Genomic DNA, 14382 nt, shown 5'->3' on the forward strand with positions numbered 1-14382 from the left:
CCCCGACTTCGGAGGAAGGCCGGCCAGATTCGGTTGAGGCTTGTGCCACAACCGTACATCTGGCCGATCATGGCGCAGCAGATGATCTCAGATTTTGTCATGGTGAACAAAATGGATATGCAGCGCTGGATGCTGTAATCGCAGATGTCAGTCATGGCCCGAAGCCCTGGAGAGCAGGAAGCCTGTGCCCGGATAGGCTACGGGCTTCGGCGTTGTTGTTGTTGGTGCTGGTGCTGCTGTTGTGGACGATTGTTCAGCATCCATTCGTTGAGGTCTTTTGATGGCGCATACAACTTGCGTTCATCGCTGAACTTATGGCAGTTTATGGCTAATGCCTGCTTGGTAAACTTGTCGCCGGACTTATCGTTGTCGAGGTATAATTTGACACGATCATGGGCTGTCATGCGGGAAATATTATTGTCGAAAAAAGAGAGAGAATTAAGCACCAAAAAATTACTTGCTGGCTGCTGTTTATTGCGTTTGATCGCTTGGTGCGAAAGGAAGTTAAAGAAGCCCTCAAATACCGCGAGTTCACGAGATTTATTATCTATAAAAGTGGAAGTTTTGGGCGAACTGCTGGCTTTGATATACTTATTGCGAAGCTCATAACCACCTGCATCATTCTTGAAGCCGAGGGCGTAATAGTTTTTGCCTTTGAGGTTGTAATGAACCTCCTTCAAATAGCGTTCTGCTGTATCTAGTGGAATACCACGCTGTCGCACATACTGAATCAGAGGAATTGAGGTTATGGGCTTTACCCGGCTGATGCTAATCTCGCCGTCTGCCCGGCTGGAAGAATCCTGCTGCGCGGAAGGTCTGAACATTGGTGTATTCACGTCCAGTTTTTGCAGAAAATCCTTCACAGAACATTTGTGAAACTGGATGCCAAAATCTATCAGATTGCCGCTGTCACCGCTTCCCCAATCCTTCCATTTGTTCATCTTGCGATTGATCTTGAAGGAGGGCGTTTTTTCCTCTGGACGCAATGGAGAGATATACCAGTAATGAGGTTCGTTGATCGTCTTCGGCTGGAAACCAATTTTGGTAAGATAATCCACCATGTCCAGCTCTTTAGCTTGCTCTATTGTCATAACTCACATTTTTCAATTCCACAAATCAATATTGCAGATACAAAAGTAGAGATGTGACACAGGCGAGAACATACCACTGCAAAGAAGGAAGTGGGTGAAGTATCAATGTGACGATGGAAGCAAATATTTTTATGGAGAAAATATTTACTCACAAAAAACAAAAGCGTATGTTAAGTGCGAAAGATGTTGTTGTAGTTTTTGAAACATTACTTGCAAGCCCTGGAATGGGCGATGCGGTGAAGGTGAGCGTTAACCAACCACGGAAGTTAATCTTGCTTCTGGTGAAGGTGATCGATTCCGGTTTAAAGAACCGCGAAGATGGACTACTTGCCGGGATGGATGAAAGCACCGCAGATGCGATTAAAAGTATCTCAGATGAATTGCTTAAAAAAGCAGGTTTAACCGAACTAAACGAGAAAATTTCTTTGTTAACGCAGAAATGATTGAGGTATGGAAAACAATGTGCTGGCGTGGGGAAAAGCCTCGCAAATGGGGCTGCGTCCAAAGGACTATCCGTATGAAAAGAAACTGGTTCCTACAGGAATGGTGGTTGCCCGATTAGATTTTAAAATTTGGGCAAAGAAGGTCATGGGGATAAATGGCTACTTCTCTCAGGAAGGAGGATTAAGATTTCAGTTAACTGTTTTCCTGAATAAGCGGTTGCGAAACTACAAGCTGAATAGTGAAGCCATAGACTTCGCCTTTTGCCCTGTTGATTGCCGATATGAATTGAAGATAGGGATAAGGAAAGACAGACCCTTTTTGGAGAGTATACGATGTTTGGAAGCATAGATTAATTTTCATTGGGCAGTGCGAAGCTGCCGCTGTGCGTCGCTGGTTAGCGATGTTGAAAAGCATGGCGGCAGCTTTTTCGCATTTAATACAATCCTTTCTTCCACATATCGAAAAGCTCTTTTTCTGCATCTTCAATAGTGGAGAAAATCGGGTGCATATATTCTGTAAGTACTTGGTATTTCACTTCTCCTCTATGAGTGATTTCGATAAAGAAATATCCATCGAGGTACACATGAAATGCGAGAACATCACCTTCTTCCATAAGATCAGGAGCGTAAGGGTATTGCTCAGGATCTGCGACTGCATCCTATGCCGTAACCCGGTTAGCTGACCGACAAAATACATTGTAGGCATTTTTTCTTTTACGTATTGACATAAGGTGTTTTTTTGGGAGTGAGAAAATGGCGGCGCCGGGAAGGACGCCGCAGGTGGGCAGTTATTTGTCGTCGTGTTCAGCCTGATAAAGTCCGGCTACCATGTAAGCATGATTTACCGCACTGTTGCTGATGAATTGTTGCCAGGCGTTACCCTCTGATCGGGAGAAGCGGAAACCACGCCCGCGGAGCCGCTTTCTTATTTCTTCACCGGGAATCTGAGGAAAGAATAATTGAACACGGTTTGCCTCTGTATTAATCACGACGCGCACCCCGTTGATGGTTTTCTCAGAAGTTTTAACCTGTTCCATCGCTTCCAGTTGTTCAATGCGGTGCTTTATTCGCCGGATATTGGCGTTGTTATTTTTGAGGGAGTAGTGAGCAAAGCCGATTGTATTCATACAATCCGGGGTTGTGATTTCCTGCCAGATTTTTTCCGATGCGTGGGGCAGTTTCATAAATGCCTCCTTATTACCGGATTTTACGCATTTGTTTGCTTCCTTCATGAAGTTCTGCGCACTCTGCAAAGAAGCCAGTTTGTTCCTGAGTTTCACGAGCGCCTGCGGGTCGTCTGATGATATGGCATCGTTGGCCTCTATCGTATCGGCCTTGCTCTCATAATACGCTGCTTTGTCACTGGCTGCAAAAGCCTTTCCGTAGGTGTTGTGTATTTTCTCACGGTAATTACGATCTCTCTTTTCTGAGTGATGGCCCACAAGAATAGGCTGCCCCATTGGTATGGCTGATGCCATGTTTTTAGCCTGATCATAAAGCTGGTTAGATTCCTTTTGCAATTTGACCGCTTTTTGTTTCGCATAATCGATGCGGTTTTGTTTTCGTTCTTCATAATTGTGTTTCATAATGATGCGAGTTTGTAGCCTGCCCTCCATGTTGTCGAAGGGCAGACCGGTTAAAAAAATGTATTAGGAAAGAAGTGTGTAAGCCGCGATTATCTTCTTACTCATGGCTTCGGCTTCAGTGAGCCGGTGTTGATTAGTATCAGGGTGCCACTGACGAATTAGTTGGCGGAATGCTTTCTTAATTTCTGCGGCGGACGCTCCCTGTTTTATTCCGAGTACCTCATGCGGAGTTTGTACAGCATCGTTAATTATTCGGGTTGCATCTTCCTTGCTCATACGTTGAGTAAAGGCATCCCGCCAGCTTTGAGGACTGCCGTAACCGCTGGCCGTGTCGTATGTTTTGTAACCATCGAGAAAACCTTTCTTTGCCATAGCTTACTCGTTTATCAGGTTTACTTCATACGGTGTGCATTTGCCGGGTAGTCCGAGGACGGAAAGGTGTTTGCAGGTACGGTGCGCTTTCCATCCCGGACAGGAGCAGGCCCAATGCCTGCCCTTTTTGTTTTGTGAGATAACATAAAGACGGTTGGAGCTTTCGCTCTTTACGTTGAATCGGTGTTGCCATTGGTCATTGTCGGGCAATGCCATATCAGGCCGTACATAAATTGTCGGTTTCATTTCGTTTGTATTTAAGCGTGAGTTAAAAAATGAGCTGATAGGCGAGTTTAAACTTCTCGTTAGTGGTCTTGTGTTCTACGTACTGTTGCAGGCAGTGACAGGTATATAAGGCTATCATGCCATCAAAAAGCTGATCTGCAAAAACCTTTGGAGATTTAGCTAATTTTTTCCCGTACTGCGTAATGATTTGGCTAGTTTCAGCGGCGTAACTCAGCCATTGATCCGGGCCGATAATTGGATTTATTTTCCACTGTTTACGGAGTTCATCAGGAGCGGCAGTAATGCCATCAGAAAAAGATTTTGCGAAGTCAAGAAAGCCGGGGATTTCTTCGGGTAAAAGTTCGCAGATTAACTTCGCCTTGTGAACGTTGTACATTTGATTAAGTGCAGGCATGTGATAAGATTTTAAAGTGAGAGAATGAGCGCAGATTGCTCCGCGCTGGTTATTATTTCAGGAAACCTTGTTGTTGGATATTTTGGAGCCAGAAGTTGGCAAAAATGCAGTGCTGATGTTGGTAGCCCGGCCAGAATGCTTTTACTGTATTGTTTTCAATCTCCATGCTTTCCTCATGTAACCCGCGATTGTCTTGCTGGTACATCTGCGGGCATATGTGGAGATTTTTATAATCTGTCGGCTCCTTCCGGCAATCAACCACTAAAAAGCACATTTCAGGATCACGCATTAGATCACCGTTTAGCTCGTAATAATGGCAAAGGCTATAGAGTGTGCCTTCTCCGGCTGCTGTAGTTATATATCTGTTCAGCAATTCCACAGTTAAAGGCATGAATCCGGAGGATTCAAGTTTTATATGGGATCGTGTACCCAACTTTTCTAAGATTTGGCTAAATACTTTCGTCGCCTGTTGATTTATCTTTTTCATGATTTAAAATTTTAAGTGAGAAAAGAAAATGAAACGGAGCGGCGGTTGTACCGCTCCGTTAGATTCATGCTTCGTTAAGTTCTTTTTTGTATTTTCCTTGCACGGTCTGAGAGCCGTATTTCGCACGGATTTTTTCAAGGGGTGCGCCGTTGCCACGCACTTTAAAGGCTTCATTTCTGTAGAACCATGCAACCTTTTTTGAGGCGAAAATGAAACGGGCATCTTTCAGGGATTCCTTTACCGGCTTGGTATCACCTGTTACCCATATCCAGTTGCCCACTAGCTCAATGGTGATACCGGGCAGGTGTATAATTTTTTCAATGACGGCGCGGTATTCTTCGGATAGTTTCAGTTCTTGGTCTACCTGTTCATCAGTCATGCCGGAACCCTTTGCAATGAATGCACAGGCAAACGCATACTCTTTGTTGATCTCCTGCATAGTGGCAGTATCTCCGCCCATGTCCGGGTGATTTTCTTTTGCGAGTTCCCGGTAGAGGGTTTTAACTTCTTCCAGCGTTTTACAGTTATTGAAGTATTTCATGACGCAATATTTTAGAAAGTGAAAAGGGAGTAATTAGCAACGGGAGCAGGTTTGCTATTTCGGGTGCTGTGCTTTTCGCGCAGGTAGCCTACGGCCACATCATCATTTTTAAAAATCACCCACGCAGACAACAGGGCTTTAGATCGGTCAGTATGACGGCGGCGCTGTATCTCCCATGACATGCGCATCAAGCGGCTAAGTGTTGTACTTTTCATGTTTAATATTTTTGATAGTGAGGAATAAGGCCGGGGGCTGTTTTCCCCCGGCGGTGGGCTTATTGATTGGTGTTTTTCAGCAGATCATTTAATTTCTGTTTCACTGCTTTTGCGGTTTCGCCCTTCCACGAATGAGCATTGCCGAGGAAGTAACAAACAATGCTGCGGGCGCTATCTTCAAAAAAATGATCGTTGATACTGTCCAGCGTTTCCATTGCTGACAGATAAGGTTTCGCGGTGTAGTGTATGTTCTTCCAGTCCGCGCGGATGATCTTTGCGATCTCTGATAAATTGTTAGGAATTTGCATAACGAAAAAGTTTTGAGTTAAACATTGCGGCTTACTATGTGCGCCGCTTTCTTCTTTTTCGCACGCAAAGCGTATTAGTGTTTTCAGGATGCCAGAGAACTGCCCGCCAGAAAAAATTTTCTACCTGAGTCCCGTAACAATAAAAGCCAACGAGGGGAGAAAAATTTTTCCAGGGCTGTTCGGCGGCATCCTGAAAACAGTACATCTATTGTCAACTTTATGGAATGGAGTGATAATCGTGTGTGCGTGGACGTTGTTGTAAAGTGGTATGGAATCCTATGCAAAAGGAGAATCTGGACATGGACATGGTGAGTAGGCTAACATGACGTACAAGAGTGCGACGCAACGGGGGGTTAATTGATGTTCCAATGCCGACTACCCAAAAACCATTAACGATTACCGGGAGTGTCCATTATCAATAAAAAAGTTTACAATTATTTATGAATTACTGTGAAATCCAATGCCACACTAGATAAATATGTGAAGGATTGTTGCAGAGCTGTATATAATTAAATGAGAGGAGTTTAGTAAATTTATAGAGGGGCAACATAACCGGACAATAACCCCATTATTCAGTAACCATTTAAAAACACGCAAGAAATGCCAGCAACTCATTAACAGGAAACCATTAATCATTTAAACCCACCCTATATGTTTACCTTATCCGAACGGACAAAGGGAATAGTTAGCTTTATGCCAAATAATCCCCAAGAATTGCCTCAGTCCTACATTCCCGGTAGCCTCGCATTCCAGTCCACCAACAATTTTGGCGATTTTTATTATCAGGAAGTGCAGCAGAAAAACTTCACCATCTGGCGAAGTTCTTATCATCCACATGAAGATGTTTCTTTGCGGGTGAAAAGAAACATGGAATGGCTCGGTTTTCGGCTCATGCTGAAGAAACACATTGCCCATGTGTTCCTGGGCAAGCCAATTGGGATCATGCAGGGCCAGATGCACTTTGCCTATTCCCCGCTGACAGATGTTGAGCTGCTCTTAAAAGGAAATGAAATTTATGAGGTAGTGGACATGCAGGTATCGCCGGCACTATTCAGTCAGATAAAACTACGGGGCCGGACGTTTGATGCCTTTTCTTCCATGATCGGTTCAGACAAGCCGGTGTGGATTTCAGAGAAGCCTGCATGGAGTGACTATACAGTATTGGAGGGAATGGAAGAACTATTACAAGATCCTACAAAGGAAGATATAGCTAAGGAAATAGTGCAACAGGTAGTGCATACGCTTATCAAAAACAACGGGCATGATAAGAAGATAACGTATGACCAGGTGGAAAATTTGTACCTCGTAAGGGAGATGATAAGAAAAAGATACCCGGAGGCAATGACATTGCAGCAATGGGCGAAGGAGACGCGGATGAACACTACAGACTTCAAATATAAGTTTCGTCAGGTGTTCGGCATTACACCCTATCGATACCTGATGTATGAAAGAATAAAAGCAGCAAAGCAGATAATGCTTTCAGACCCACAGTTACCACTAAGCGAAGTAGCAAGGCAATGTGGATTCCGTACATACAATAATCTTCGGCGGGCATTCTATCCGATGGAGAAAACAAAGTTGTCCGTATGGCGGGACAAGAATTTAGGAATGGCGTTTCAATTGCTCGTTGAGTTAATGCTGTTCGATTTGTTGTAAAAACGGCTATGTGTCAAAAAGGCAATTTTTTACATCAAAAAGGAAATTTCACTATTACCGTATTGTTATCAATGGAACAGCTTATTACCTTTAGTACAGATTTAGCAGACAAACTGGAATATTGTAGCCCGCAGCTTTAGACAATCGCAAGGAACTTTTAATTACCAACAAAAGATTAGATCAAATAAAATAAGGATCAACCTTATCAGGCATTGCTTTGCCTAAACCGAAAAATGGATATCCACAAAACATACCGCCCATCACTAACCGAAAGAACAAATTGGACATTGACCGTCGAAGCAATAGCAGCAGGGCTAATGTTCCTGTTTCTATTTACGAGCATCGATAAATTGTATAATTATAGACAGTTTAGAGATGCGTTGAGTAAGTCACCGGTATTGGCGAATGTGGCGGGCTTGGTGGCGTGGTCAGTACCAGTAGCTGAAATTTTGATAGCGACGGCACTTTTTATCCCGACTATGAGAAAGACGGGATTAAAAGCCACGATTCTTTTACTGGCGGTATTCACTATTTACCTGAGCTATATGATGGCATTTGCACCGAAGTTGCCGTGCATGTGTGCAGGGTTGCTGGAATCATTGTCCTGGAAGTCGCACATCATTTTCAATGCTGTCATGATCGTATTGGCAATTATAGGAATTGTTGCCAGCGGTAAAAGCTCCAGTGCAGGAAGTCGTGCGCCACCTACGTAACGTGGGTTTTATGTCCGGTTTGATCTAAACAATATTTATAACAGCTAAAATTTCATGTCATGAAGAAGTATTTGTTCGGCATACTTGCCGTAGTGGTAGCCTTTACAGGCGTTGCTTTCAAAGAAGCAAAAAGTTCCAAGCGTGCAGATATGTACGTGTTTGAGTTCAAAAGCTCCCAACCCTATACACAAGGTAATGTACAAAATACCTCGAACGCATATTGGGAATACAAGGGGCTGAATCTGAGTGGCTGCGCCAACATTAACCAAAAAGCCTGCCGCGTGCTGGTGAGCGCCGACTATGTAGATGATCCGGATAGCCCAACGCAGCTATCCGGCGTTTCGATCACAGCAACGCAAAGCGGAACTACGGCACACGTAACCGGAATTTCCGGTGGCGGAAATCTGTATTCCAATCAGGCAGACTGATTAATTTATGAGCAGGAAAAAAGGCTACCTTCTACAAAGGAGGTAGCCTTTTTGTCATGAGTAAGAATATTCGTATAACTGTTGTTCAGTGCGGATTTGAAGCGGATAAAATCAGTAAATTGCATACAAATAATTATAAGAACATGCGAACTACTTTCTATGCACTGATTGCACTATTGCTGGTGTCCTGCGGCTCTCAGCAGTTGACGAAGGAGAAAGCCGCAGAGATCATTTCTAAGAAGTACCCGAAAACTATCGGTTGGGAAGTATTCACCGCTGACCCGAAGCACGCAGCTCGCGCCCTGGAATCAAAGCTGGAAGATGAAGGGTATATTAAAATAACGAAAACGCAATCACTTGCCGACGCTGGAAAGCCCTTTATCAGCTTCACAGAAAGAGCAGGGCCGTACTTACTACCTGTCACAGATAAGGATAAAGAATACAGTATCCAGCGGGTTAAGGTTAGTGAGCTGCACTTCAAAGAGATCACGAACGTTATGGAGCAAGCTGACGGAAAACAAGCTGTCGTCGAGTACAGCGTAGAACATCGCCATACTACGCCATTTGCTCAACTTTCTCATTATAAATTAGAGGGTGTGAAGATGGAGCAGGCTAAATTAGCCTTAACGGATGAAGGGTGGAAAATGGTTGAGAAAAAATAATTACATAAATGAAAGGCTACTGGTCGGTAGCCCTTCTCATTAAAAGAAGAATGCTATTAAAGCGTTAAGAGGGCGGCTTTGGAGCCGCCCTCTTTGGCACTATAGCCGTATTATTCCGTATTCTTATTTCTAAGTGTAAACTGGTAACTTTTTTTACAATGCAGGTCAGCGTGCTATCTTTCAGCCAGTTTGCGTTTTAGAGCATATTCTACAGCCATTACACCTGGGTTGGTTTCAAGTACCTCTAACGGTTTTCGCCCCGACAAATCCCTACACGGCGTTCTAAGCCACAAAGTTGCTTGCTGATGAAAGGGAATAGCATTGTATAGTAAACTAAATACTTCTACATATTGAATGAACCGGTCGGCATAACAGTCTGCCAGTTTATGGTTGTCACGCCAAAGGTGCAAAGTCCGGTGAGATACTGCCAGTAAGACTGCAAGTTCTTCCCAGTTTAGTTGAACTAATTCCTTTAAAGTTGATAACTGTATCTTGCGAATGCCCTGATGCAAAATGCTCTCTTTTTCTCTCCATGACAAATTGCGAAAGCCTACTAACGTGGAGTAGTTTTGTTTCGCATTTATTTCTTCTAAGAATCTCGTCATTGTAAACCTTTTTCCTGCGATTATGGATTCTGAGGTACTCTATCACTTACTATGTCTTTAGGAAGTGGCAATGCAAAGTACCGGTCGTTCGGATTCAATTTGTAGCTGGTTCCATTCACGGTACGTTGTAGGGTAATATTCCCTCTTTCCTTGTTAAGTCGTTTTATATCCATCCATCGTACCCCGCGCATATAAAGTTCTCTGCGACGTTCTTCGAGAACCATTTGAAGTGCTTCTTGGCTGTCAGCAGGTGTAATTACCGGTGGATCGCTCGATTCATCCCAACGGGCGGTCAGTAAGACACGAAGGTCGGATACTGTCTGTTCTACCTGCCCGGTTCTGGCCGCTCCTTCAGCCCGTATTAGATATAGTTCATCAGTGGCAATGCCGGTGAAGTATTGCCATTCATTACCAGTGTAACTGCCTTTGAAGTGGTAAATGCTATCCTCTTTCATGTAGAAAGCTACAAGGCGGAGATCCTGCGGCTTATATAACTTTATGAGATTGGAATCAACGGCTATGCTGGAAGGATTGATAATGTAATTGGTGGTCGTCATTTCCGAATAGAATAATATTTCTTTGTTGAACATACGGAAAGGAACTTGCTCGTTGATGCTACCGTTTATGTCGGTATCCCCGTTGAAATTCATAAGGTCGTCTTTTATGCGAAGCGCTGCATCGGCATAGAAATAGGCGCTGTCATAGATGCGCATGGAAAGATATGTCCGGGCCAGCAGACCATATGCAGCCGCTTTCGATGGGCGCATTGGGAGCGATGGCAAGTCAGGTAGAAGTGCGGCTGCTTCTTTTGCATCTTGTAGCACCTGATCATACGACTGTTGTACATTCGCCCGTCCACTGGGATCATTAAAGTCTGAGGTTTTGCGCAATACTATGCCAAAATCGTTTGCTGCCGTGGATGCGTCATAAGCTGGTGCGAAAGTCCAGAGTAATTGCTGATAGTAGAAACTGCGAAAGAACAGGGCAGCGCCCTTTATTTGGTTCCACGCTGGCGCGTTGCCGGACGAAGGGATTTCTTGTAGCTGTTCCAGACAGAGATTAGCGATAAAGATCGGCTCGTATGCTATAGACCAATCATTTTGAAAGACGTACTCCTTTACCTTCCATGTGTAGATGCGTTGCAGCTCCACTTCAATATTGTCGAATTGTGCGCCGGGCAGAAAGTAATCATCACTGGATGCTTCACCGAAATTGGGAGTTCGTTGCATGTTCATGCGATTGGAATTGTCCAGCAGCGCCTGAAGGTCAGTTAGGCTTTTCGGAACAGTCAGCGTATCATCAGGCTGAACCTCTAAATATTTGCTGCATCCGAGAAGGCCACCTAAAAAGGCAATGAGAAATATTTGTGCAATAATTTTCATGATTATATGTTTTTTAAAATGAGGCACGGATGCCTGCGGAGAATGTTTTAGGTGTCGGTAACCCATTGGGAAAATCAGGATCAAGGTCATGGTCATTTGCTCGCCACAAGATGCCCAGGTTAGCGACATTGATGTAAAGCTGTATTTGTTTCATAGTAGAGATCCCGAAGGGTCGCACCGGTGTATACGTCAGGTTGATGTACTGTAACCTGATATGGTCGCCTTTAAGCGCGTTGATAGTGCTGTAAGCATAGAACATATCACGGGTTCCATCTGCCGGATAATTAAAAGCAGGTACAGTGGTACGGCTTTCATCGCCGGGAAGCTGCCATCGATCTGCATACTCTTTATTGCCCATCGATCCGGCAACGATACCGGAATAGGAAATAGCCGGTTTACGAAAATAGTAGCCGAGTTTGTACGCGATATTTACCGCTAATTCCAAATTGGCGTAAGAGAAGGTGTTAATCAAACTGCCGGTAGATGTTGGTATGGACGAGCCTACATAAACTATACTTGGCTGATCTCCATCTTTCCCGGAGGACGATGCCAGCATCGCTGCATAATCGGTGCTTAATGCACCATTCAAATAGCCCTGCGGGTTTCCTTCTCCGTTAAGCCCCGCCCACTGGAAGGCTGCTATTGCATACAATGGCTTTCCGATCACCGGAGTGATACTTCTGCCTCCGCTCAACAAGGTATTGACCGTTTGAGCAGATTCATCAAAGTATTTTGTCGTTTTATTACTGACGTAGTTGTATATCGCTGTGGTATTCCATTTCAGCTTTCCTTTGAGGTTATTGCTGTTCAGTATCACATCAATACCATTACCTCGCATGTCTGCGACGTTAGCGATAATGAAATTCGACGCGCCCCACGCAGTGTAATCGTATGGCATCGGCCCGTACAGATCAGAACCATGTTTGCGGTAGTAATCGATGCTGCCAGACAGGAAGTTGTTAGAAAATTGTACACCGATATTCAGTTGTTTAATGGTTTCCCAACGCAGTCGCGGGTTGTTCAACGTGGAAATCGCGGCAATGGGCAGGTTTGTGAGAGGATCAACTGAATATACGGCGACCGGCAATGCAGTGCGTGTAAGGTCAACATTACCTGATGTTCCATAGGTGGCCCTGAGTTTCAACTGTGGGAGCCACTGAAGCCTATAAAACCCTTCCTGAGAAATATCCCACCCAAAGCCCGCAGACCATAATGGTTTCCACCGATCATTTGTTTTCACTCCAAAAGCATTGCTTCCATCGCGCCGGGTACTAAGGGAGAGGCTGTATTTTGCTTGGTAGGAATAGTTCAGGTTGGCGAAAAGAGAAGCAAAGCGATTCCTTGTACTGCTCGGCAGCCCTGCATCAGAAATAATTTGGTTTCGACCTGTAATGAAAGTAGGGTACGGATTGATGAAATCCATTTTTGCGTATGATAAGGGCTGCGCGTTATATCCGTAATAGATGTTTTTGTAACTGTCTGCTTCAATATCCTGAATCTCAGCTCCGGCAAGTGCAACAATGCTGTGATCTTTCCAGCTCCGGTTGAAATCAATTTGACCACGCAGGTTTTGGCTGCTTCGGTTGGAGAAGGTTGTACGGAGAATATCGCCGACAGGTACAATATGGGTTACTTCGCCTGTGGATCGGTTGACCTGGCTAAATAGATTTATGGTGTTTCTTGCATCAAAACTATTAACCCCTGAAAGGCATTGCAGGTCGGTGCGCTGCCGCTGGTACTGATATAAGATGCTGCCCTGCAGAAATGGTAGTATTTTGTAGGTGGCTGTGATATTTGCGATTATCTCGTCTGTTCTTGTTGTAGCCCTGCGTTGGCGGTATTCATCCAGCGGGTAATATTTCCAGTCGAGTAAGTGACCTGCTCCTGCCGTATCTACATAGCTATCCCGATAGTATTTCGGAACAGACAATGATTTGCCTGCTGCATCAGCAAATGAAAGATATGGAGCATATCTTCCATTTACACTTGCTACTGTGCTGAAGCTCTCTTTGCTGCTGGTCGCCTTGCTATTTGTGTAGTAGGCGTTCACATCGACCTGTATTTTTGGGGAGAGTTTCATCGAATTGGATAGATGCAGGTTTACTTTGTCATAAGCGGCGCTCAGGTTATCGATATTTCGGTCATATGCTCCGGCGAGTAACCATGTCATACTACTGCTACCTCCTGAAAGGCTCAGTGAATATTGTTGAGTGACGGCGGGGCTGTAAAAGTGTTCTTGATACTGAGCTTTACTGTCTTGTGCTTGCAATGCTGAAACCTGCGCCGCGCTATCCGCAGCAGAGATCAATCTGCTTTTCCGCTTCTGTAGCACTTCGATTAGTGGTGGAACTGGTACGTACCGGCGAGTCAATGCAGTGTTGAAGTAGTTTTTCCCGAATAGGAATGCTTCAAGCCCCATGTAGTCTTGTATGCTCATATCCCGGAGGGTAGAAAGATCGGGCTTATCCTGAACGATCAGGCCAGAAGAAAGGGAAATGGTTGGTTTTTGATTATAGCGTCCTTTCTTGGTAGTAATGACGATCACACCATTCCCGGCCCTAGCTCCCCATATGGAAGCGGCAGCGGCATCTTTAAGAACAGTGATATTTTCAATGTCGTTCGGATTGATATTTGAAATATCACCCTGAAAAACGAAATTATCCAATACAATCAACGGGTCTAATGATCCGTTGATTGTGCTCAATCCACGGATATTTATTCCGGTTTTATTGTTGTTGCTATTGGCATTGCCGTAGCCGGGGTTAAAGTTGAGGCCCGGTGTAACATTCTGTAGCCTGTTAAGGATGTTGGTTCCGGTTTGCTGGTTCAGTACCTTGTTGTTGATAACGGCAAAAGAACCGTTGACCTGGTTGGGCTTTACTCGCTGGTAACCTGTACTGATCGTAACCTGCGAAAGCTCTGTGGCATTAACGTTCATTACAATATCTACAGATTCGCCCGGCTTTGTAATGGGCATCCGAAGTGGGCTGTAGCCGATATGTGTAAAGGTCAAGGTATCGGGTATCTGTGATATGGAGAGGCTGAAAGTACCATCGTTTAGTGTGGTGGTTCTGGCGCCGCTTTTCTGTGCCGATACCGAAATACCGGCCAGTGGCAGTTGTTCGTTTGAATAAACTCGCCCCCTGATCTCTACACGGGCTGTCGGCTGTGCCGATGCCACTACGGTAAATAAAAATAAAAATCCTACTAAAATCAATCTCATTGAAAATTGTGTTTTGGTGAAAAATGGGGT

19 protein-coding genes are annotated in these 14382 nt (G+C 44.5%); 7 read left to right on the plus strand and 12 right to left on the minus strand.

What is annotated here, in order from left to right:
- Positions 1-197 precede the first annotated feature (197 nt).
- Positions 198-1091, minus strand: a complete 894-nt coding sequence (locus Q0577_RS09880; RefSeq protein ID WP_298735538.1) for a toprim domain-containing protein — start codon at positions 1089-1091, stop codon at positions 198-200.
- 131 nt (positions 1092-1222) lie between these two features.
- Between Q0577_RS09880 and Q0577_RS09885 the strand changes: the two genes are divergently transcribed.
- From Q0577_RS09885 to Q0577_RS09895, 3 genes are all read left to right on the plus strand, one after another.
- Positions 1223-1534, plus strand: coding sequence for a hypothetical protein (locus tag Q0577_RS09885; RefSeq protein WP_298735540.1), 312 nt, complete (start codon positions 1223-1225; stop codon positions 1532-1534).
- Positions 1535-1541: 7 nt separating this feature from the next.
- A complete protein-coding gene (locus tag Q0577_RS09890) occupies positions 1542-1883 on the plus strand; it encodes a hypothetical protein (protein WP_298735541.1) in 342 nt (113 codons plus the stop codon).
- Positions 1884-2079: 196 nt separating this feature from the next.
- Entirely contained in the window at positions 2080-2217 is a 138-nt protein-coding gene (locus Q0577_RS09895) for a hypothetical protein (RefSeq protein ID WP_298735543.1), read from the plus strand.
- Between the two features lie 105 nt (positions 2218-2322).
- On the opposite strand, the gene Q0577_RS09900 is transcribed toward Q0577_RS09895, so the two are convergent.
- From Q0577_RS09900 to Q0577_RS09935, 8 genes are all read right to left on the minus strand, one after another.
- Positions 2323-3120, minus strand: a complete 798-nt coding sequence (locus tag Q0577_RS09900; protein WP_298735544.1) for a DUF3560 domain-containing protein — start codon at positions 3118-3120, stop codon at positions 2323-2325.
- 63 nt (positions 3121-3183) lie between these two features.
- Complete coding sequence (locus tag Q0577_RS09905; RefSeq protein ID WP_298735547.1) at positions 3184-3492, minus strand: J domain-containing protein; 309 nt, start codon at positions 3490-3492, stop codon at positions 3184-3186.
- Between the two features lie 3 nt (positions 3493-3495).
- Positions 3496-3738, minus strand: a complete 243-nt coding sequence (locus Q0577_RS09910; protein WP_298735550.1) for a hypothetical protein — start codon at positions 3736-3738, stop codon at positions 3496-3498.
- A 22-nt stretch (positions 3739-3760) separates the two neighbouring features.
- Positions 3761-4132 (minus strand): hypothetical protein, encoded by a 372-nt coding sequence (locus Q0577_RS09915; RefSeq protein ID WP_298735553.1) that lies wholly within the window; start codon positions 4130-4132, stop codon positions 3761-3763.
- 52 nt (positions 4133-4184) lie between these two features.
- Entirely contained in the window at positions 4185-4619 is a 435-nt protein-coding gene (locus tag Q0577_RS09920; protein ID WP_298735556.1) for a hypothetical protein, read from the minus strand.
- A 64-nt stretch (positions 4620-4683) separates the two neighbouring features.
- Positions 4684-5160: a hypothetical protein gene (locus Q0577_RS09925; RefSeq protein WP_298735559.1), complete on the minus strand. Its 477-nt coding sequence runs from the start codon at positions 5158-5160 to the stop codon at positions 4684-4686.
- Positions 5161-5171: 11 nt separating this feature from the next.
- A complete protein-coding gene (locus Q0577_RS09930; RefSeq protein WP_298735561.1) occupies positions 5172-5375 on the minus strand; it encodes a hypothetical protein in 204 nt (67 codons plus the stop codon).
- 59 nt (positions 5376-5434) lie between these two features.
- Complete coding sequence (locus Q0577_RS09935; RefSeq protein WP_298735564.1) at positions 5435-5683, minus strand: hypothetical protein; 249 nt, start codon at positions 5681-5683, stop codon at positions 5435-5437.
- A 651-nt stretch (positions 5684-6334) separates the two neighbouring features.
- Between Q0577_RS09935 and Q0577_RS09940 the strand changes: the two genes are divergently transcribed.
- The 4 genes from Q0577_RS09940 (at position 6335) to Q0577_RS09955 (ending at position 9142) form a co-directional block, all read left to right on the plus strand.
- A complete protein-coding gene (locus Q0577_RS09940; RefSeq protein ID WP_298735566.1) occupies positions 6335-7339 on the plus strand; it encodes an AraC family transcriptional regulator in 1005 nt (334 codons plus the stop codon).
- 233 nt (positions 7340-7572) lie between these two features.
- Positions 7573-8052, plus strand: coding sequence for a MauE/DoxX family redox-associated membrane protein (locus tag Q0577_RS09945; RefSeq protein WP_298735569.1), 480 nt, complete (start codon positions 7573-7575; stop codon positions 8050-8052).
- Positions 8053-8111: 59 nt separating this feature from the next.
- A complete protein-coding gene (locus Q0577_RS09950; RefSeq protein ID WP_298735571.1) occupies positions 8112-8480 on the plus strand; it encodes a hypothetical protein in 369 nt (122 codons plus the stop codon).
- A gap of 56 nt (positions 8481-8536) precedes the next feature.
- Positions 8537-9142 (plus strand): hypothetical protein, encoded by a 606-nt coding sequence (locus tag Q0577_RS09955; RefSeq protein WP_298735573.1) that lies wholly within the window; start codon positions 8537-8539, stop codon positions 9140-9142.
- Between the two features lie 173 nt (positions 9143-9315).
- Here Q0577_RS09955 and Q0577_RS09960 read toward each other — a convergent pair whose 3' ends face one another.
- From Q0577_RS09960 to Q0577_RS09970, 3 genes are read right to left on the minus strand one after another with little or no spacing between them, the layout of a single operon-like run.
- On the minus strand, positions 9316-9747 hold the full coding sequence (locus Q0577_RS09960) for an antitoxin Xre/MbcA/ParS toxin-binding domain-containing protein (protein ID WP_298735574.1): 432 nt from the start codon (positions 9745-9747) through the stop codon (positions 9316-9318).
- A gap of 20 nt (positions 9748-9767) precedes the next feature.
- Positions 9768-11129: a RagB/SusD family nutrient uptake outer membrane protein gene (locus Q0577_RS09965; protein ID WP_298735576.1), complete on the minus strand. Its 1362-nt coding sequence runs from the start codon at positions 11127-11129 to the stop codon at positions 9768-9770.
- Positions 11130-11142: 13 nt separating this feature from the next.
- Entirely contained in the window at positions 11143-14352 is a 3210-nt protein-coding gene (locus tag Q0577_RS09970) for a SusC/RagA family TonB-linked outer membrane protein (protein WP_298735578.1), read from the minus strand.
- Positions 14353-14382: the final 30 nt, after the last annotated feature.

The sequence above is a fragment of the uncultured Chitinophaga sp. genome, assembly GCF_937898475.1.
Taxonomy (GTDB): Bacteria; Bacteroidota; Bacteroidia; order Chitinophagales; family Chitinophagaceae; genus Chitinophaga.